This window comes from Erwinia sp. GW821-FHT03D09 (assembly GCF_059420805.1).
On record NZ_JBWKUK010000008.1, the window covers coordinates 196,918 to 215,986 of the forward strand.

The following is a 19,069-nucleotide window of genomic DNA, read 5'->3' on the forward strand; positions in this document are numbered from 1 at the left end:
ATGATGACGAAACTTTCAACGCAGCACGGCAGCCTGCTGGTCAGCGAACTGGTGACAGTGATTAAAAGTAATCGTGACTATCTGAGCGAAATTGACGGCGCTATCGGCGATGGCGATCACGGCATCAATATGGCGAAAGGTTTTACGCTTTGTGGCGAAAAGCTGGATGAGCGGCAGTCGCTGGCGGAGGCCTTTGATACGCTGTCTGACGCGTTGATGGAGGGGATTGGCGGTTCGATGGGACCGCTGTACGGCAGTTTCTTTATGGGGATGGCCGATAATATTCGCAGTAAATCTGCTCTGACGTCCAACGATTTTGCCGCTATGCTGCGGGCGGGGCTGACCGAACTGCAGGATATCAGCGAGGCAGGGGTGGGTGATAAGTGCCTGATGGACACACTGATCCCGGCGGTTGAGATAGCCGAACAGCGGGCGGATGAGGGCTATACTGTGATGCTGCCGGCGATTCGCGACGCTGCACGCCAGGGCCGCGATTCTACAAAAGATCTGGTGGCGAAGATTGGCCGTGCCAGCCGTCTGGGTGAGCGGTCGCGTGGGGTGCTGGATGCTGGCGCTGTATCCTGTTGCCTGCTGCTGGAACAGATGGCAGCCAGCGCACAGCAGCAGTTGTTGGCGGAGACGGTCTGAGCGCTACGGCAAGAAAAATCCGACCTGCTCGTGAGGTAAAATGGTATAAATTAGCAGCCCGTCATGCGCATAAGGAGCGGCTGTATCCGCTCCTTATGTGATAATTGACATTGATCGCGGCAGGAATACTCCTGCCCAAACAGCACGACTCAGACAGGGAGACGACTGCCCGGATGGAAAAAAACACGCTATCTCAGGATACCGAACTGCTGACGGAAATTGCCGTCGCTTACTATCAGGACGAGATTACCCAGGAAGAGATTGCGCGAAAGTTTGGTATCTCCCGCATCAAAGTCGGGCGTCTGTTAAAGCGTGCAAAAGAAGAGGGCATTGTGGAGATCAATGTGCGCTACCATCCGGTGTTCAGTACCCGGCTGGAGCAGCAGCTGCTGGAACGATTTTTGCTGCAGCGCGCGCTGATTGCACTCGATCATCATGATGACGAAGAGCAGCGGCGGCAGGTTGCTGCGCTGGTTGCCATGCACCTTTCGCAAACCTTAAAAGATAACGCGGTGGTGGCGGTAGGACAGGGGCGCAATGTTGCCGCCGTCGCCGATCATCCCGGCAGCGTACCCACCCGCAACTGCCACTTTATCAGCGGCATTGGCGGAACCCATCGCCCCGGTGACGCGATTAACGCCGACCATATCAGCCGCCGTCTGGCGAAAAAATTCGGCGGTATTAGCGAAACGCTGTACGCCCCGGCCTATGTGGAAAACCGCGCGCTTAAAGACGCCTTTATGCAAAACGGTACCATCAAAGAGACGCTGGACCGCGCCCGCAAGGCGGATGTGGCGCTGGTGGGCATCGGCGATATGAACGAAAACAGTTATATGGTGAAGCTTGGCTGGTTTACGCCTCATGAGATTATCGACGCCAGCCTGAATCAGGGGGTGATCGGTGATGTGGCCGGATACGACTTTTTCAACGCGCACGGCCAGCATGTAGATACAGTGATGAACGATCGAGTGATTGGCCTGAGCATCGACGAGCTGCGCAAGATCCCCTGCGTGATTGCGATTGCCTCAGAAAACACGAAGGCAATGGCAATCCTCGGCGCGCTGCGAACCGGCGCCATTGATATTATCGCCACCACGGCACAGAATATCCGTACCTTACTGAATATGACCAAATAACCTGCTGCCCCGGCGGACTGAACCAGACGGTCCGCTGTCATACCTCTCCTTTAACGCACGAACTGCCGGTTTTTCCGATTGCTCCGTGTCAACGATGTGGGCTGCCTCAAGTTTTTCACTGCGCTGCCACTTCTATACTGAGACGTTTGTACCTACAGAAAAAGGAACGCGTTAATGGACGACCAGTTAAAACAGAGTGCGCTCGATTTTCATCAGTTCCCCGTTCCGGGCAAAATTCAGGTTTCCCCCACTAAACCGCTGGCCACGCAGCGCGACCTGGCTCTGGCCTATTCGCCCGGCGTGGCGGCTCCGTGCCTGGAAATCGCCGAGGACCCGCAGGCGGCGGATAAATATACCGCCCGCGCTAACCTGGTCGCGGTCATTTCCAACGGTACTGCGGTGCTGGGGCTGGGCAATATTGGCGCGCTGGCCAGTAAACCGGTGATGGAAGGGAAAGGCGTGTTGTTTAAAAAGTTCGCCGGTATTGATGTGTTTGATATCGAAGTTGATGAGCTGGACCCGGATAAACTCATTGACGTCGTCGCGGCGTTGGAACCGACCTTTGGCGGTATCAATCTGGAAGATATTAAAGCGCCGGAGTGCTTCTACATCGAGCAGAAGCTGCGCGAGCGGATGAAAATTCCGGTGTTCCATGACGATCAGCACGGTACCGCCATTATCTGTACCGCTGCGGTGCTGAACGGCCTGCGGGTGGTGAAAAAGACTATTTCAGACGTGCGGCTGGTGGTTTCCGGGGCAGGCGCATCGGCTATCGCCTGTATGAACCTGCTGGTGGCGCTGGGTATGCAGAAACACAATATCGTGGTCTGCGACTCAAAAGGCGTGATCTACCAGGGGCGCGAGGCCAACATGGCCGAAACCAAAGCGGCCTATGCGGTGGTGGATAGCGGCAAGCGTACGCTGGACGACGTGATCGCTGATGCTGATATCTTCCTCGGCTGTTCCGGTCCGAAAGTGATGACGCCGGAAATGGTGAAAAAAATGGCGCGCGATCCGCTGATCCTTGCGCTGGCTAACCCGGAACCGGAAATCCTGCCGCCGCTGGCGAAGGAAGTGCGCCCGGATGCGATTATCTGCACCGGCCGTTCGGATTATCCTAACCAGGTGAACAACGTTCTATGCTTCCCGTTTATCTTCCGGGGCGCGCTGGATGTCGGTGCCACGGCAATTAATGAAGAGATGAAGCTGGCGGCAGTTCACGCCATTGCCGATCTGGCGCTGGCGGAGCAAAGCGAAGTCGTGGCCTCGGCCTATGGCGATCAGGAACTGTCTTTTGGTCCTGAATATCTGATCCCGAAACCGTTCGATCCGCGACTGATTGTGCAGATCGCGCCGGCGGTGGCCAAAGCGGCAATGGACTCCGGCGTGGCGCGCAGGCCAATTACTGATTTTGACGCCTACCGCGAAAAACTTACCGAGTTTGTTTATAAAACGAATCTGTTTATGAAGCCGGTGTTTTCGCAGGCGCGTAAAGATCCGAAACGCGTGGTGCTGGCCGAGGGTGAGGAAGCGCGGGTGCTGCACGCCACCCAGGAGCTGGTTACGCTGGGGCTGGCAAAACCGATTCTGATTGGTCGCCCGAGCGTGATTGAAATGCGTCTGCAAAAGCTGGGGTTGAAAATCGAGCTGGGTAAAGATTTCGAGGTGGTGAACAACGAGTCTGACCCGCGCTTTAAAGAATACTGGAACGAGTATTACCAGATTATGAAGCGTCGCGGTGTTTCGCCGCAGCAGGCACAGCGTGCCGTCATCGGTAATCCAACCTTGATCGGAGCCATCATGCTTCATCGTGGCGAAGCGGATGCGCTGATCTGCGGCACCATCGGTGATTATAAAGAGCACTATGCGGTGGTGGAGAAGCTGTTTGGCTTCCGGGGTGACGTGAAGGTGGCCGGTGCGATGAATGCGCTGGAGCTGCCGAGTGGTAACACCTTTATTGCCGACACCTACGTTAATGAAGACCCGACGCCGGAGCAGCTGGCGGAACTGACGCTGATGGCGGCGGAAACCGTACGCCGCTTCGGGATTGAACCGAAGGTAGCACTGCTGTCGCACTCCAGTTTTGGCACCTCCAACGCGCCGGCGGCCTGCAAAATGCGCGAAACCCTTGAGCTGGTGAAGGCGCGTGCGCCCGATCTGGAGATCGATGGTGAAATGCACGGCGATGCGGCGCTGGTGGAAAGTATCCGCAACGATCTGATGCCGGACAGCCCGCTGAAAGGCGCTGCGAATATCTTGATTATGCCTAACGTGGAGGCGGCGCGGATCAGCTACAACTTGCTGCGTGTTTCCTGCTCGGATGGGGTGACGGTGGGGCCGGTGCTGATGGGCATCGCCAAACCGGTGCACGTGCTGACGCCGATCTCCTCAGTACGGCGCATTGTGAATATGGTGGCGCTGGCGGTGGTGGAAGCCCAGACGGCACCGCTTTAAGTCCATAACTGCACTTCAGGCTTCCGGATCTCGTTCCGGAAGCCTGTTTTAATACGCCGGGCCAGTTTAATACTTCTGCCTGAGCTATCAATGAGTTGCTCGCTTAACTGGTTATTTTGCCTTCCAGCCCAGTTGATGCAGCGCCTTCAGCAGTCGTTCAGCGCTCAGCCCTTCAGCACGGTGCCCGTCGTTGCCGCTCATGTTTTTCGCCGCCAGCAGCGCATTGATTATCGACTCTTCAACCGCATCCGCCGCCGCCGCAAACAGTGGAGAAATATGATCGTTGTTTACCATCGCTACTGGTGAAGTCAGCGCGCCTTTATGCTGATAATCCACCATCGGCAGCCCGAGATTACCGGTCGAAAATGCCAGGAAAATATCCCCGCTGGAATCCTCCGTGCCGCCGCCGCAGCGTGCAATGCCCGTTCCGGCCCGCGCCGCGAGCCGCGAGCACTGGTGGGGCAGGAGTGGGGCATCGGTCGCCAGCACCACCACAATTGACCCCATGCCGGGGTGAGCCAGCGGGGCATGAAACGGTGACGGAATATCCTCCAGCAGGCGGCCAACGGGATAGCCCGCAATGCGTAATTCATCGCGACGGCCATGGTTCGCCTGCACCAGGGCGCCCACGGTCCAGCCGCCTTCTTCACTGCTGAGCCTGCGCGAGGCGGTGCCGATACCGCCTTTAAACTCGTGGCAGATCATGCCGCTGCCGCCGCCTACCGAGCCTTCCTGTGGGCGGCCGGCGCTGGCGGCGCGCTGTGCCTGCGCAACGTGTTCGGCTTTGACGTGCATACCGTTAATATCATTGAGCAGGCCGTCGAAGGTTTCCATCACCACCGGCATGGTCCAGTACACCGAATTGTCGCCAACCGGCAGAGATTCGCGTTCCAGCGAAATTAATGCATCGCGTACGGTTCCAACGCTGTGAGTGTTGGTCAACGCCACCGGCGTCGTCAGCAGGCCGGCTTCTCTAATCCACTCCAGCCCGCTGGCATCGCCGTTGCCGTTGAGCACGCTGACTCCGGCAAAGCACGGCTGATTTCTCGCCAGCCCGCCGCGCGGTTCAATTACCGTCACGCCGGTGCGGACCCGGCGGCCATCGCTAAGATCCTGATGCAGGCTGGTGTGACCTACCCGAACGCCGGGGACATCGGTAATCGCATTCAGCGGGCCTGAAGTTCCTGACCCAATTCGAATCCCTAAAGCCTGTGCACGTAAAGACATGGTTACTCTCCCTGGGTGGTTTCAGCGGTAAAGGAATGGCGGTGACGGACCCACAGGGCCACGCCAAGCGCAATAACGAAGATAACAATCAGATAATCCTTCAGGCTGGTGGCGACCAGCAGCGTCCACAGCACCCACAGGCAGAACAGCAGCGCAATTACCGGTGGTAGCGGCCAAAGTGGCATCAGATAAGGATGCTGAAACTGACGACGGCGACTGATAAGCGCAGCTGCGGCAATCACGACATACACCAGCAGCAGCAGGATGACGGTAAATGAGGTCAGCCCCTCAAGGTTGGAACTGAATGCCAGCATGGCAGAAATCACCGTAAACAGCAGAGTGGCAAACCACGGCGATCCGTTACGTTTGCCAATCAGGCAAAGCGCTTTATTTAAACGTGTAAACCAGAAGTTATCCCTGCCGCTGGAGAAAATGACCCGGCTGGACTGCATGGCGGTGGCAATAATGGCGTTAAAGACCGACAGATAGATTGCCGCGCTGACAACGCGGGCCAGCATCGGACCACCCAGTACCCCGAGAATATAGCTTACCGGATCGGCCGACGTGGCCATTTCTTGTAGCGACGGTGCGCCGATCAGCAGAGCGGCAAAGGGCACGATCTCCACGATCACCACCACCAATAGCGTCAGCATAATGGCTTTCGCCATCGGCTTGCCTTTCACCGGCATATCCTCAGCCATCGCAACGGCGGAACCGTAGCCGTTGTAGGAAAACAGCGCGGTACCGGTCATGGCGATAACCGCAGCCAGCGGAACCGGGGACATCAGGCCCTGACCGTTTAGCATTGTCGGCGCGGTGAAAATGGTGGCAGGCTGACTGGGGTGGGTCAGCCCCAGCCAGGCAATAATCAACAGGACGGCAATTTCCAACACCAGAAAAAAACCGGTTAACAGTGCGCTGGAACGGATATTCAGCAGCGCACAGGCTCCACCAACCAGCACGGTTAACATCCCCCCTTCGGAGGGGGAAAAATGCGTGCCTAACGCGGTGTTGAGATAAGGAATGGCACCCACCGCCAGTACGGCGGGAATAAACAGCGTACCTGCGGTGATAAACAGGTACATCTGGATAGCCGACAGGTTGCCGAACAGCCGTTTGATAATGATGTATTCCCCACCGGCGCTGGGGTGAGCAGCACCCAGTTCGGCATAACACAGCCCCAGACAGAGGGCGATACCGGCCGCGATGGCGAAAGAGATCAGGGCTCCGCTGCCTGCGCTGGTAATGGCCAGCGGAGCGATAACAAAAATAGAACTGGCGGGGGTTACGCTTGATGCGGTAATCATCACGACACCGGCAACGCTGAGGTTACCGGTCAACTCGATTGGCTCTTCTTCCATTCTGCATTTCCTTGCTGAGTTGCCAATGCGTCTACCGCGATATATCCCGGGCCGGGACAATCAAACGTTATTTAATGGTTAAAATAGTGTTATGTAAGTAACCAGCAGACAGGCTATTGCAGAATGAAACTGCTATATTTGGCGGGAAGTGCCAGATTTATGGCCAGAAGAAGATCGCGCCCACAAAATTAAACATCGTCATGCCGGGCGCGAGAACAACAGAGAGTCGTGAGGTGTTTAAAGCCAGTCTTTCACCGGCAGGAAGTCACGATAAAGCGCGGCTTCCGGGCTGTCATCGGCAGGCTGGTAATCATATTCCCAGCGCACCAGCGGCGGCATTGACATCAGGATAGATTCGGTACGCCCGCCGGTTTGCAGGCCAAACAGCGTGCCGCGATCCCAGACCAGGTTAAATTCAACATAGCGGCCACGGCGATAGAGCTGGAACTGGCGTTCGCGCTCGCCCCACGGCAGTGCCTTACGGCGTGCAACAATCGGCAGGTAGGCGTCGAGGAAGCCGTTACCCACCGCCTGCATAAAGCGGAAGCCGTGGTCGAAGTCCGGCGTGTTCAGATCGTCAAAGAACAGACCGCCGATGCCGCGCTGTTCGTCGCGGTGCTTCAGATAGAAGTAATCGTCGCACCACTTCTTGTAGCGGGGATAGACATCTTCACCAAACGGCTGGCACAAATCGAAGGCGGTCTGATGCCAGTGCACCGCATCCTCTTCAAAGCCGTAGAACGGGGTGAGGTCGAAGCCACCGCCAAACCACCAGACCGGGTCCGCGCCCGGTTTTTTGGCGATAAAGAAGCGCACGTTGGCGTGGCTGGTTGGCACGTACGGATTTTCCGGGTGGATCACCAGCGATACGCCCAGCGCTTCGAAACTGCGCCCCGCCAGCTCAGGGCGATGGGCGGTTGCCGAAGCGGGCATCGCATCGCCGTGAACGTGTGAAAAGTTAACCCCGGCCTGCTCAAAAACGCTGCCGCTGCGCAGAACGCGACTGCGCCCGCCGCCGCCGCCGGGGCGAGCCCAGCAGTCTTCGGTGAAGCTGGCGCTGCCGTCCGCCAGGGAGAGCTGCTGGCAAATGTTATCCTGCAGTTCCAGCAGGAACCGTTTGACCACGGCGATATCAGGTACGTTCATGAGATAACCTTCTTAGCGAAAAGACCGACGGAGTATACCTCAGCCCATCCGTCTGCCTGCATCATACTCATTAAAAAAGCTGACAATTCCATCGGCGATCGCACCGGCGATCTTCTGGCGAAATGCGGTGGTCCCCAGCAGCTTTTCCTCCTGCGGGTTGGTGATAAAAGAGGTTTCAACCAGTACCGAAGGAATGGACGGCGATTTCAGTACTGCGAACGCGGCCTGCTCGGTGTGCTGGCTGTGCAGGTGGTGCATCGGACGGATCTGATTGAGCACGTGCTTGCCCAGCGTCAGGCTGTTTTTTATGGTATCGGTCTGTACCAGATCGAACAGCACCTGCTGTAAATAGCGATCTTTCGCTGCCACCTCCACACCGCCGACGTTATCTGAGGCGTTCTCTTTTTCCGACAGATACTTGGCCATGGTGCTGCTGGCACCGCGATTGGAGAGGGCAAACACCGAAGCGCCGTTGGCGGCGGGACTGGTAAAACCGTCGGCGTGAACCGACATAAACAGATCTGCGCCGTGCTGGTGGGCAATCTCTACCCGCTCGCCGAGGGGGATAAAGCGATCGGTTTCTCGCGTCAGGCGCACATCAATATGCGGATGTTCGCTGAGCAGATGGCGGATATGGTTCGCGATCTCCAGAACGATATGCTTCTCTTCCGATCCTTCCTGCCCCACCGCGCCGGAATCGATGCCGCCGTGACCCGGATCAATCATTACGATTTTTTTGCCCGTCGCAGGACGCGGAGGGTGAGGCGAAACCGACGCCTGCTGCTGGCGAGAAGTCATCCTGAGAGTGACATCCTCCTCCTCATTAGCCAGTGCAGATTTGCGCGCCATCAGCATCAGTGCCAGGCTGGAAAGGATAAACTGCCGACGCGAGCTGAGCGGTCGGAGCTGAAAAATCTTTTTCATAAGAAAATCCTGAAGCAAAAAGTGCTTATTGTTGTATCGTAACAATGCCCGGGCGGCGAGAAAGGAGCTATTTCATCTTTTTACTTTTTACTTTTTATTTCAGCATGCTAATGACGTTTTTATTATTTTTTTATCCGTACGCAATCGTCAGGCTTGCACCAGCAGAAGAATGCGTGATAATCAGTAGATTATGCTTAACCTTAGGTCTATTCCCATGGAAATCCGCGTATTTCGGCAGGAAGATTTTGAAGAAGTGATTACCCTCTGGGAGCGTTGTGATTTGTTACGTCCCTGGAACGATCCCGAAATGGACATCGAACGTAAACAGAACCATGACCCGGATCTGTTTCTGGTGGCGGTGGTCGGCGGTGAAATCGTTGGCTCCATCATGGGTGGCTACGACGGTCATCGCGGTTCGGCGTACTATCTTGGCGTGCATCCTGACTATCAGGGCCGTGGCTTTGCCAACGCGCTGATTAACCGACTTGAGAAGAAGCTGATTGCACGCGGCTGCCCGAAGATCCACGTGATGGTGCGGGAAGAAAATGACGCGGTGCAGGGCTTCTACGAAAAACTGGACTATGAAGCCGTTGACAGCGTGCTGCTGGGTAAACGTCTTATTGAAGATCGCGAGTACTGATTCTCCCGTCTTACTGGCGATGCTGGGTTCTGATCTCACCTCATTTTTCGCCGGGCGCGTTGTGCCCGGCGGCTACCGTAAAGGCTATGCTCAAATACACCCCCGACGACTACGATGCTCGTGGCCAGCTGCGCCTGCCGCTGAGCTTTTGGGCCATTCTATTATTGCAGGCGCGCACCTGGGTACTTTTCGTGATGGCCGGCGCATCGCGCCAGCAGGGTGCAGCGCTGCTTGAGCTGTTTTATCCGGATACCCACACCTTCTGGCTCGGCCTTGCGCTGGGTGGCCCGGCGGCGGTGGGCCTTCTGCTGACCGGCTATCGGCAGCGGCTGCCGCGCCTCTGGCAGGCGTGGCGCTGGGTGCTGTTGGCGACGCTTGCTGTGATGCTGGCGATGCAGGGAGTGTCGCTGTGGCAGCAGGATGAGCAAACCTCGCCGCTGGTGCTGTTTGTCTCCCTGCTCGATCTACTGGGCCTGCTCGCCCTGTGGCGTCAGCGTCGGCTGGCCGACTGTTTTGACCCAGAGCAAAATCAGTAGCGTCATCCGCCCTGTGGATTAAACTTTTCGGCGATCCGCGACTCAAAGCAGTTCGGACGTTTTGTTACTGATACCTGGAGTTGTAATGAATAATTTTCGCCCGGCGCTACTGATCGCCACTCTTTTACTGGCGGGCTGCGCCGGCTCCGGCAGTCAAACGGGCAGCGCCAGCCAGTCAACCTGGTGGAATCCCGTTTCCTGGTCATGGTCCGGACTGAATCCCGTGAACTGGTTTGGCTCTTCTCTGCAAATCACCGAGCAGGGTGTTGGGGGGGTTAACGGCAGCACGCCGCTGCAGCAGAAGGCGATCGAGGATGGCCTGAAGGGACAATATACGCTGAGAAACGGTATGCGCATGGTGGACGGTAGCGTGGTTTCTTTCTGGCAGGCGCTGGATGACAGCAAGCAGGTACGGATGGAGCTGAGCGGTCGCACTACCGTCAACCGCATTGAGGTAATGGATAAGGATGTGGCCACCGATAGCGGTGTGAAAATTGGCACCCGCTTCAGCGACCTGTTCAGCAAAGCCTTTGAGTCCTGTAAAAAGGGCACCGGCGCGGACCGCGATGGCGTGGAATGCCGTGCGCCCAACAGCCAGCATATCAGCTATGTCTTCAGCGGTGACTGGCACGGGCCGGAAGGGCTGATGCCAGCGGATGACACGCTGAAAAACTGGGCGGTGAGTAAAATTATCTGGCACAGCCAGAACGCAGGCTAAAAATCACAATTATCTTGCGCTTAAGCAGGCTCCTGGCGCTGGCTTCAGGTATCATACTGGCGTAAAAACCGACCAGATATAACCTGAAAGCCAGGAGTTCGCAGCATGTCAGATTTCCAGAGCGGGATTTTGTTAGAACACCGCCGTTTTGCTATCTATCTTGAAGCCATGTGCCAGGGCGATATTGCCGCGATCCGCAGCGGCAGCCATCTTTTCCTTCAGCAGCTGTCACTGCAGCAGCAGCGCTATCCCGATGCCGGTCTGGGCGCGGTCATTGCCTTCGGCAGCGGCCTGTGGAACGATCTCAACCCCACCAACAGCACCGCTGAGCTGAAGGATTTCCAGCCGCTGGGTAAAGGCATTGCGCCAGCCACCCAACGGGACATGCTGATCCATATCCAGTCGCTGCGCCACGATGTGAACTTCAGTCTGGCGCAGGCCGCGCTGGCCGCCTTTGGCGATGCCATCCGTATTGAAGAGGAAACTCACGGTTTCCGCTGGGTGGAAGAACGCGACCTCAGCGGCTTCGTTGACGGCACGGAAAACCCGCAGGGCGAGCAGCGTGAAGCGGTGGCGATTATTGCCAGCGGCGAGAACGCGGGCGGCAGCTACGTACTTAGCCAGCGCTGGCAGCACAATCTGAAAATGTTTAACCGCCTGGCGGTGGAAAAACAGGAGCAGATTATTGGCCGCACCAAAGAGAGCAACGAAGAGCTGGAGGGCGACGCCCGGCCTGCGACCTCACACGTGGCGCGTGTAGATCTGAAAGAAGAGGGCAAAGGGCTGAAAATTTTGCGCCAGAGCCTGCCTTACGGTACCGCCAGCGGCGTTCACGGCCTGTTTTTCCTTGCCTACTGTGCAACGCTGTATAACATTGAACAGCAGCTGCTGAGTATGTTTGGCGAAGCGGACGGCAAGTATGATGCGATGCTGCGCTTCACCAAACCGTTGACCGGCAGCTACTTCTACGCGCCGTCGCTGTCGCAGCTGGCCGCGCTTTAAGACGACCCTGACTCTGTAACGTTCCTTCTGCTGCCGGTTGCTCCCGCCGCTTTGTTTTCCTCCATCCCGGAGTGGCGGCGGGAGTTTGCGGCAATAAGGCAACGAGTTGCTGCGTCAGCTATGTTCGCCAGTCTCATTTTAGGCATAGTATTCCCGGCCACTGCATAATCAATTCCACACCCTTATAGCGTTTTCTGCTTGCAAATCACCAAACGGTATATAAAACCGTTACAGCTTTTACCCGGGTTATAAATAAACTGAAGGCACTTCAGGCGTAAGCCTTTCCATCTCTCTTCAGGGTGCTACATGACGTTACCGACGGTGAAAAAATTAGTCAGCGCGACTGCTTTCTCGTTACTGCTTACCGGTGCCGCGCAGGCCACGGAGCTGTTGAACAGTTCTTATGATGTCTCTCGCGAGTTGTTTACCGCCCTGAATGCACCGTTTGAAAAACAGTGGGATGAGCAGCATCCGGGCGACAAGCTGACCATCAAGCAGTCCCACGCCGGTTCTTCCCGTCAGGCGCTGGCTATTTTGCAGGGGCTGAAAGCAGATGTGGTCACTTATAACCAGGTGACTGACGTGCAGGTTCTGCACGATAAAGGCAAGCTGCTCCCGGCTGACTGGCAGCAGCGCCTGCCGAACAGCAGCTCGCCGTTCTACTCCACCATGGCTTTCCTGGTGCGTAAGGGAAACCCTAAGAATATCCGCGACTGGAACGATCTGGTGCGTGACGACGTTAAGCTGATTTTCCCTAACCCGAAAACCTCGGGCAATGCGCGCTATACCTATCTGGCGGCTTGGGGGGCGGCCGACCGTGCCGACGGCAAAGATAAAGCCAAAACCGAAAAGTTTATGACGCAGTTCCTGAAAAACGTTGAGGTGTTTGATACCGGCGGCCGTGGCGCGACCACCAGCTTCGTCGATCGTGGCCTGGGCGACGTGCTGATCAGCTTTGAATCAGAAGTGAATACCATCCGTAATCAGTATGAGAAAGACGGTTACGAAGTGATCGTGCCGAAAACCAACATTCTGGCTGAATTCCCGGTGGCGTGGATCGATAAGAATACCGAAAGCAACAAAACCACCGATGCGGCGAAAGCCTATCTGAACTATCTCTACACGCCAGCGGCGCAGCAGATTATTACTCAGTTCTACTACCGGGTGAATAATCCGCAGCTGATGGCCGAGCAGAAAGATCGCTTCCCGCAGACCGATCTGTTCCGCGTGTCCGATGCGTTTGGCAGCTGGGAAGAGGTGATGAAAGTTCACTTCGCCAACGGTGGCGAGCTGGACAAGCTGTTAGCGGCAGGACGGTAAGCGGATGTTTGCAATCAGTAAGCGCGTGCTGCCCGGCTTTGGCATCAGCCTCGGCAGCAGCCTGTTTTTCACCTGTTTAATTCTGCTGCTGCCGATCAGCGCGCTGCTTATGCAGCTGTCGCAGATGACGCTGGCGCAGTATTGGGAAGTGATCACCAATCCGCAGATGGTGGCGGCCTATGAAGTGACGCTGCTGGCCGCGGGCGTGGCGTCGATCTTTAATGCCGTCTTCGGCATGCTGATGGCATGGATTCTGACGCGCTACCGTTTCCCGGGGCGTGCAATCCTTGACGGCCTGATGGATTTACCGTTTGCGCTGCCAACGGCGGTCGCGGGCCTGACGCTGGCCGGTCTGTTCTCCGTGAACGGCTGGTACGGTGAGTGGCTGGGGCAGTTTGGTATTAAAGTCTCCTACACCTGGCTGGGTATCGCGGTTGCGATGGCCTTTACCAGCATCCCGTTTGTGGTGCGTACGGTGCAGCCGGTGCTGGAAGAGTTAGGCCCGGAATATGAGGAAGCGGCTGAAACGCTGGGCGCAACCCCGTGGCAGAGCTTCCGCCGCGTGGTATTGCCTGAAGTGGCTCCGGCCCTGCTGGCGGGAACCGCGCTGTCGTTTACTCGCAGCTTAGGTGAGTTTGGCGCGGTAATCTTTATCGCGGGTAACATCGCGTGGAAAACCGAAGTCACCTCGTTGATGATTTTTGTGCGACTGCAGGAATTTGATTATCCGGCCGCCAGCGCCATCGCCTCGGTGATCCTTACCGCGTCGCTGCTGCTGCTGTTTGCGATTAACACCTTACAAAGCCGGTTTGGCCGTCGTCTGGGAGGCCACTAATGGCGGATATAAGCGAATTTAAAGGCGTGGGCCGCGCGCGTTTTCAGTGGGGTAAGTGGATTCTGATTGGGCTCGGTATGCTGATCTCCCTGCTGCTGCTGGTGGTTCCGCTGATTGCCATCTTTACCGAAGCGTTGTCCAGCGGGCTGATGGCCACCTTCAGCAATCTGCAGGATGGCGACATGCTGCACTCAATCTGGCTGACGGTGCTGATTGCGCTGATCGTCGTGCCGGTGAACCTGGTGTTCGGTACGCTGCTCGCCTGGCTGGTCACGCGTTTTAACTTCCCCGGCCGCCAGCTGCTGCTGACGCTGTTTGATATTCCGTTTGCCGTTTCGCCGGTGGTTGCCGGTCTGATGTATCTGCTGTTCTGGGGCGTGAATGGCCCGGTCGGCGGCTGGCTGGATGCCCACAGCATTCAGCTGATGTTCTCCTGGCAGGGCATGGCGATGGTAACCATTTTTGTTACCTGCCCGTTTGTGGTGCGCGAACTGGTGCCGGTGATGCTGAGCCAGGGCAGCCATGAAGATGAAGCGGCGGTGCTGCTGGGTGCATCCGGCTGGAAAATGTTCTGGCGTGTGACGCTGCCAAATATCCGCTGGGCGCTGCTGTACGGCGTGGTGCTGACCAACGCCCGCGCGATTGGTGAATTTGGTGCCGTGTCGGTCGTCTCGGGCTCTGTGCGCGGCGAAACCTACACGCTGCCGCTACAGGTTGAATTACTGCATCAGGATTATAACACCGTTGGGGCGTTTACCGCCGCCGGATTATTGACCCTGATGGCGATAGTCACACTGTTTCTGAAAGGTGCGCTGCAGTGGCGCTTAGAAAGCCAGCAGCACCGCCTGCAACAGGAGGGGAATAATGAGCATTGAAATTGGTAACATCAACAAATCCTTCGGCAAGACGAAAGTCCTGAACGATATTTCCCTGGATATCCCTTCCGGGCAGATGGTTGCACTGTTAGGGCCGTCAGGCTCGGGTAAAACGACCCTGCTGCGTATTATCGCCGGGCTGGAGAATCAGAACAGCGGTCGCCTGAGCTTCCACGGCAAAGACGTCAGCCGCGTACACGCGCGCGATCGTCAGGTTGGCTTCGTGTTCCAGCACTACGCACTGTTCCGCCATATGACGGTGTTCGACAACATCGCCTTTGGCCTGACCGTGCTGCCGCGCCGCGAACGTCCGTCAGCGGCAGAAATTAAGCAAAAAGTGACCCGCCTGCTGGAGATGGTGCAGCTTTCCCATCTGGCAGGACGTTTCCCGGCGCAGCTTTCCGGCGGCCAGAAACAGCGCGTGGCGCTGGCACGCGCACTGGCGGTAGAGCCGCAAATTCTGCTGCTGGATGAGCCATTCGGTGCGCTGGATGCCCAGGTGCGTAAAGAACTGCGCCGCTGGCTGCGTCAGCTGCATGAAGAGCTGAAGTTCACCAGTGTATTTGTGACGCACGACCAGGAAGAGGCGATGGAAGTCGCCGATCGCGTGGTGGTGATGAGCCAGGGCAACATCGAACAGGTTGGCACACCGGACGAAGTGTGGCGCGATCCGGCTACCCGCTTCGTGCTGGAATTCCTCGGTGAAGTGAACCACTTTGACGGCGAAATCCACGGTTCGCAGTTCCACGTTGGCGCGCATCAGTGGCCGCTGGGCTATGCGTCCGCGCATCAAGGTAACGTCGAACTGTTCCTGCGCCCGTGGGAAATCGACGTCAGTCGCCAGAGCAGCCTGCAAACGCCGCTGCCGGTACAGATCCTCGAAGTCAGCCCGCGCGGCCACTACTGGCAGCTGGTGGTTCAGCCCGCCGGCTGGAGCAGCGAGCCGGTCACCGTGGTGCTGGAAGGCGAGCAGTCAACGCCGATCCGCGGCGAGCGTCTGTTCGTCGGACTGCAGCAGGCGCGCCTGTATAATGGTGATACGCCGCTGCGACCCGTTGCCTTTGCGCAAAGCGCCTGATATTTTTCTAAGCTGACCCTTTTTAGCAACAGGGGCTGGATTTTTCCGGCCCCTGTCATTTCATGCCTGGAACCGGACTTTGACCACTCTCGAACACACCATTGGTAACACTCCGCTGATCAAGCTTCAGCGCCTTGGCCCGGATAACGGTAGCGAAATCTGGTTGAAGCTGGAGGGCAATAATCCCGCCGGTTCGGTGAAGGATCGCGCGGCGCTGTCGATGATCCAGCAGGCCGAACTGCGCGGAGAGATCCAGCCCGGCGACGTGCTGATTGAAGCGACCAGCGGCAATACCGGCATTGCACTGGCGATGATTGCGGCGATGAAAGGCTACGTTCTTAAGCTGCTGATGCCGGACAACATGAGCATTGAGCGCCAGGCGGCGATGCGCGCCTATGGCGCAGAGCTGATTCTGGTCAGCCGTGCGCAGGGCATGGAGGGGGCGCGCGATCTGGCCACTGAGATGGCGGCTCGCGGTGAAGGCAAAGTGCTGGATCAGTTTAATAACGCCGATAATCCGCTGGGCCACTACCGCACCACCGGCCCGGAAATCTGGCAGCAGACAGCGGGCAGGGTCACGCATTTCGTCTCCAGTATGGGGACCACCGGGACCATTACCGGCGTGAGCCGTTTTCTGAAAGAGCAGAGCGGAACGGTGCAAATTATCGGGCTTCAGCCTTCGGAGGGCAGCAGCATTCCCGGTATTCGACGCTGGCCGGAAGCCTATCTGCCCGGTATTTTCCGCCCGGAACTGGTCGATCGGGTCATGGATATGTCTCAGCAGGAAGCGGAAGAAACCATGCGGCAGCTGGCGCAGCGTGAAGGCGTGTTCTGCGGCGTCAGCTCCGGCGGTGCGGTAGCCGGTGCGCTGCGTATTGCTCAGGCGAATCCTGGTAGCGTGGTGGTGGCGATCATCTGCGATCGCGGCGACCGCTATCTCTCCACCGGCGTGTACTGATTCCGCTGCTTTTTTTGGTCATCGTGTGGAATCTTTTACCATCCAGGGGTTCAAAACCCGCCGTACGTTCGCTGCCGGACTTGCCATACTGTAAGGATTAGGTAAAACCGGCTGCGGATTATTTTCGGACAGGCGAAAATAGCGGCTGTATCACTAAGAGATCCCCGATGAAAATTTTACTCGTTGATGACGACCTTGAGCTGGGCACCATGCTCAGCCAGTATCTTATTGCTGAAGGTTTTGATGCCTCGCTGGTGCTGACCGGTAAAGCGGGCGTGACCGGCGCGCTTTCCGGCGAATACAGCGCGATGATCCTCGATATTATGCTGCCGGATATGAGCGGCATTGACGTGCTGCGTCAGGTGCGGCAAAACAGCCGCCTGCCGGTGATCATGCTGACGGCGAAAGGGGATAATATCGATCGCGTTATCGGCCTGGAAATGGGCGCCGATGACTATATGCCGAAACCCTGCTATCCGCGCGAGCTGGTGGCGCGCCTGCGTGCGGTGCTGCGCCGGGTCGAGGAGCAGCCTGCGGCAGTGGAAAACAAAGATGTGATTAGCTGGGGGGAACTCACCCTCAACCCGGCAACCCGCATCAGCGAGTGGCAGAGCAAACCGTTCGATCTCACCGCCTCTGAATTCAACCTGCTTGATTTACTGCTGCGCGCACCAGACCGTGTGGTATCAAAAGATGAGCTGTCTGAGAAAGGTCTGGGCCGCTCGCGTGAAGCCTACGATCGCAGCGTGGACGTTCATATCAGCAACATCCGCCAGAAGCTGGCTGCACTGACTAACGATACAATTAATATCGAAACGGTACGCAGCATCGGCTACCGCATCCGATGACCTCCCGGTTCCGCGGCTTCCTGTTCTGGAAGATTCTGCTGGGTTTCTGGTTAACCTACATTGCCATTACCCAGCTGATGTGGCTGGGTTTCAGCCTGTACGGCAATCATCGCGAGCCGCCGGAGAACCTGGCCGCCCGTCGCATCGTTAATCTGCAAATGACCTCTGCTGTATCGGTGCTGCAAAACGGCGGGCCGGAGTCGCTGAGGGATATGATGATTGACTGGCCGGACAGCGACCGCCGCTTTTTCTCGGTTCAGCAGGTGGATTCTCTGCCGCCGGATGTGCCAAAGGATGAATTAAGTCGCGATATGGCCTCCCGCGAATTCCCGCAGCAGGTGGTGGAATGGGTGACCGGTGCCGACGGCAAATTCTACCAGCTGCGTTATGACGTGGCCGGTCTGCGCCGCGACAGCCAGATGAACCGACATCCGCGCAGCATTCTTAATATGCCCGAGCCACTGTTTATCGTCGGCTGTTTCTGCGGCCTGCTGTTCAGCCTGTTCCTGGCCTGGAATTTGACGCGCCCGATGCGGCAGCTGCGTGAAGGGTTCGCGAGGGTTTCGACCGGCGATTTGTCGGTGCGGCTGTATCCTAAAATGCGCCGCCGCCACGATGAGCTGTCGGCTGTGGCCAGCGACTTTGATGCGATGGTTGAGCGTCTGTCGGTACTGGTCAGCGCCCGCGAAGAGCTGCTGCACGATGTCTCCCACGAGCTGCGATCGCCGCTGGCGAGGTTACAGCTGGCCACCGGACTGGCGCGGCAGACTCCCGCCTCGGTTGAAAGCTCGCTGGATCGTATTGATGAAGAGGCCCGTCGGCTGGATAAGATGATCGGCGAGCTGCTGTCCCTCTCCCGCGCCGAGCAGCAGAAAATCCCCGATGAGCAGTATTTTGACCTGCTTGGCCTGCTGGAGGCGGTAACCAACGATGCGCGTTATGAAGCCCAGGTTCCCGGTGTGGACATCCTGCTGACTGCGGACTCGCAGCAGGATTACACGGTAAAAGGGGATGCAAACCTGATCCGCTCTGCGATTGAAAACGTGGTGCGCAATGCGCTGCGCTTCTCCACTCAGGGACAGCAGGTGACCATTACGCTGCGGCAGGAAGGAACCTGGCTGACGATTATCGTTCGCGATCAGGGGCCGGGCGTTGAGGCCGATAAACTTTCCAGTATTTTCGATCCGTTCGTGCGCGTCAGTTCGCCGCTTTCCGGTAAGGGATATGGTCTTGGCCTGTCAATCGTCCGCAAGGTCGTGCTGGCTCATCAGGGGGAAGTGAAAGCGATTAACGCCCGAGAAGGGGGCCTGGAGCTGACGCTTCGCCTGCCGCACTGGGTGGTTTAGACCCGGCGCGTATTTTG

At 57.3% G+C, this 19,069-nt stretch carries 18 protein-coding genes; 14 read left to right on the forward strand and 4 right to left on the reverse strand.

The features are described 5' to 3' along the window. The 3 genes from dhaL to maeB all read left to right on the forward strand — a co-directional run bounded on the left by dhaL (position 1) and on the right by maeB (position 4,238). The gene (dhaL, locus tag AC07U6_RS10145; RefSeq protein ID WP_494763386.1) at positions 1–648 is read left to right on the forward strand and encodes a dihydroxyacetone kinase subunit DhaL; all 648 of its coding nucleotides are present in this window, start codon (positions 1–3) and stop codon (positions 646–648) included. A gap of 173 nt (positions 649–821) precedes the next feature. Further along, entirely contained in the window at positions 822–1,784 is a 963-nt protein-coding gene (locus tag AC07U6_RS10150) for a sugar-binding transcriptional regulator (protein WP_494763385.1), read from the forward strand. Between the two features lie 174 nt (positions 1,785–1,958). Beyond that, on the forward strand, positions 1,959–4,238 hold the full coding sequence (gene maeB / locus AC07U6_RS10155) for an NADP-dependent oxaloacetate-decarboxylating malate dehydrogenase (protein WP_494763384.1): 2,280 nt from the start codon (positions 1,959–1,961) through the stop codon (positions 4,236–4,238). A 111-nt stretch (positions 4,239–4,349) separates the two neighbouring features. On the opposite strand, the gene AC07U6_RS10160 is transcribed toward maeB, so the two are convergent. From AC07U6_RS10160 to amiA, 4 genes are all read right to left on the reverse strand, one after another. Continuing rightward, positions 4,350–5,465 carry a DmpA family aminopeptidase gene (locus tag AC07U6_RS10160; protein ID WP_494763383.1) on the reverse strand — a complete coding sequence of 372 codons (1,116 nt, stop codon included), beginning with the start codon at positions 5,463–5,465 and terminating at the stop codon, positions 4,350–4,352. A 2-nt stretch (positions 5,466–5,467) separates the two neighbouring features. Next, positions 5,468–6,826: an APC family permease gene (locus AC07U6_RS10165; RefSeq protein ID WP_494763382.1), complete on the reverse strand. Its 1,359-nt coding sequence runs from the start codon at positions 6,824–6,826 to the stop codon at positions 5,468–5,470. A gap of 237 nt (positions 6,827–7,063) precedes the next feature. Beyond that, on the reverse strand, positions 7,064–7,972 hold the full coding sequence (gene hemF / locus AC07U6_RS10170; protein WP_494763381.1) for an oxygen-dependent coproporphyrinogen oxidase: 909 nt from the start codon (positions 7,970–7,972) through the stop codon (positions 7,064–7,066). A 39-nt stretch (positions 7,973–8,011) separates the two neighbouring features. Continuing rightward, positions 8,012–8,896, reverse strand: a complete 885-nt coding sequence (amiA, locus tag AC07U6_RS10175) for an N-acetylmuramoyl-L-alanine amidase AmiA (RefSeq protein WP_494763380.1) — start codon at positions 8,894–8,896, stop codon at positions 8,012–8,014. A gap of 214 nt (positions 8,897–9,110) precedes the next feature. Here amiA and AC07U6_RS10180 point away from each other — a divergent pair, with 214 nt between their 5' ends. The 11 genes from AC07U6_RS10180 to AC07U6_RS10230 all read left to right on the forward strand — a co-directional run bounded on the left by AC07U6_RS10180 (position 9,111) and on the right by AC07U6_RS10230 (position 19,052). After that, complete coding sequence (locus AC07U6_RS10180; RefSeq protein WP_494763379.1) at positions 9,111–9,536, forward strand: GNAT family acetyltransferase; 426 nt, start codon at positions 9,111–9,113, stop codon at positions 9,534–9,536. Positions 9,537–9,622: 86 nt separating this feature from the next. Then, positions 9,623–10,072, forward strand: coding sequence for a DUF2919 domain-containing protein (locus tag AC07U6_RS10185; RefSeq protein WP_494763378.1), 450 nt, complete (start codon positions 9,623–9,625; stop codon positions 10,070–10,072). Positions 10,073–10,157: 85 nt separating this feature from the next. Then, entirely contained in the window at positions 10,158–10,790 is a 633-nt protein-coding gene (locus AC07U6_RS10190; RefSeq protein WP_494763377.1) for an RpoE-regulated lipoprotein, read from the forward strand. A gap of 105 nt (positions 10,791–10,895) precedes the next feature. Next, positions 10,896–11,792, forward strand: coding sequence for a Dyp-type peroxidase (locus tag AC07U6_RS10195; protein ID WP_494763376.1), 897 nt, complete (start codon positions 10,896–10,898; stop codon positions 11,790–11,792). Positions 11,793–12,098: 306 nt separating this feature from the next. Further along, entirely contained in the window at positions 12,099–13,112 is a 1,014-nt protein-coding gene (locus tag AC07U6_RS10200) for a sulfate ABC transporter substrate-binding protein (protein ID WP_494763375.1), read from the forward strand. Positions 13,113–13,116: 4 nt separating this feature from the next. Further along, entirely contained in the window at positions 13,117–13,947 is an 831-nt protein-coding gene (gene cysT / locus AC07U6_RS10205; RefSeq protein ID WP_494763374.1) for a sulfate/thiosulfate ABC transporter permease CysT, read from the forward strand. Then, positions 13,947–14,822 (forward strand): sulfate/thiosulfate ABC transporter permease CysW, encoded by an 876-nt coding sequence (cysW, locus tag AC07U6_RS10210; RefSeq protein WP_494763373.1) that lies wholly within the window; start codon positions 13,947–13,949, stop codon positions 14,820–14,822. The genes cysT and cysW overlap by 1 nt, the downstream gene beginning before the upstream one ends. Continuing rightward, complete coding sequence (gene cysA / locus AC07U6_RS10215; protein WP_494763372.1) at positions 14,812–15,900, forward strand: sulfate/thiosulfate ABC transporter ATP-binding protein CysA; 1,089 nt, start codon at positions 14,812–14,814, stop codon at positions 15,898–15,900. The genes cysW and cysA overlap by 11 nt, the downstream gene beginning before the upstream one ends. A 79-nt stretch (positions 15,901–15,979) precedes the next feature. Continuing rightward, the gene (gene cysM / locus AC07U6_RS10220) at positions 15,980–16,858 is read left to right on the forward strand and encodes a cysteine synthase CysM (RefSeq protein ID WP_494763371.1); all 879 of its coding nucleotides are present in this window, start codon (positions 15,980–15,982) and stop codon (positions 16,856–16,858) included. 167 nt (positions 16,859–17,025) lie between these two features. Then, positions 17,026–17,706, forward strand: coding sequence for a response regulator transcription factor (locus AC07U6_RS10225; protein ID WP_494763370.1), 681 nt, complete (start codon positions 17,026–17,028; stop codon positions 17,704–17,706). Next, positions 17,703–19,052: an ATP-binding protein gene (locus AC07U6_RS10230; RefSeq protein ID WP_494763369.1), complete on the forward strand. Its 1,350-nt coding sequence runs from the start codon at positions 17,703–17,705 to the stop codon at positions 19,050–19,052. Before AC07U6_RS10225 ends, AC07U6_RS10230 begins: the two co-directional genes overlap by 4 nt. Positions 19,053–19,069 lie beyond the last annotated feature (17 nt).

What these genes read in the sequence shown, in the direction of transcription:
- cysA (WP_494763372.1), top strand. Translation starts at nt 14,812, where the DNA reads ATGAGCATTGAAATTGGTAACATCAACAAATCCTTCGGCAAGACGAAA.
- dhaL (WP_494763386.1), top strand. Translation starts at nt 1, where the DNA reads ATGATGACGAAACTTTCAACGCAGCACGGCAGCCTGCTGGTCAGCGAA.
- cysW (WP_494763373.1), top strand. Translation starts at nt 13,947, where the DNA reads ATGGCGGATATAAGCGAATTTAAAGGCGTGGGCCGCGCGCGTTTTCAG.
- AC07U6_RS10225 (WP_494763370.1), top strand. Translation starts at nt 17,026, where the DNA reads ATGAAAATTTTACTCGTTGATGACGACCTTGAGCTGGGCACCATGCTC.
- maeB (WP_494763384.1), top strand. Translation starts at nt 1,959, where the DNA reads ATGGACGACCAGTTAAAACAGAGTGCGCTCGATTTTCATCAGTTCCCC.
- cysT (WP_494763374.1), top strand. Translation starts at nt 13,117, where the DNA reads ATGTTTGCAATCAGTAAGCGCGTGCTGCCCGGCTTTGGCATCAGCCTC.
- AC07U6_RS10165 (WP_494763382.1), bottom strand. Translation starts at nt 6,826, where the DNA reads ATGGAAGAAGAGCCAATCGAGTTGACCGGTAACCTCAGCGTTGCCGGT.
- AC07U6_RS10190 (WP_494763377.1), top strand. Translation starts at nt 10,158, where the DNA reads ATGAATAATTTTCGCCCGGCGCTACTGATCGCCACTCTTTTACTGGCG.
- AC07U6_RS10185 (WP_494763378.1), top strand. Translation starts at nt 9,623, where the DNA reads ATGCTCAAATACACCCCCGACGACTACGATGCTCGTGGCCAGCTGCGC.
- hemF (WP_494763381.1), bottom strand. Translation starts at nt 7,972, where the DNA reads ATGAACGTACCTGATATCGCCGTGGTCAAACGGTTCCTGCTGGAACTG.
- AC07U6_RS10200 (WP_494763375.1), top strand. Translation starts at nt 12,099, where the DNA reads ATGACGTTACCGACGGTGAAAAAATTAGTCAGCGCGACTGCTTTCTCG.
- AC07U6_RS10150 (WP_494763385.1), top strand. Translation starts at nt 822, where the DNA reads ATGGAAAAAAACACGCTATCTCAGGATACCGAACTGCTGACGGAAATT.
- AC07U6_RS10230 (WP_494763369.1), top strand. Translation starts at nt 17,703, where the DNA reads ATGACCTCCCGGTTCCGCGGCTTCCTGTTCTGGAAGATTCTGCTGGGT.
- AC07U6_RS10160 (WP_494763383.1), bottom strand. Translation starts at nt 5,465, where the DNA reads ATGTCTTTACGTGCACAGGCTTTAGGGATTCGAATTGGGTCAGGAACT.
- amiA (WP_494763380.1), bottom strand. Translation starts at nt 8,896, where the DNA reads ATGAAAAAGATTTTTCAGCTCCGACCGCTCAGCTCGCGTCGGCAGTTT.
- AC07U6_RS10180 (WP_494763379.1), top strand. Translation starts at nt 9,111, where the DNA reads ATGGAAATCCGCGTATTTCGGCAGGAAGATTTTGAAGAAGTGATTACC.
- AC07U6_RS10195 (WP_494763376.1), top strand. Translation starts at nt 10,896, where the DNA reads ATGTCAGATTTCCAGAGCGGGATTTTGTTAGAACACCGCCGTTTTGCT.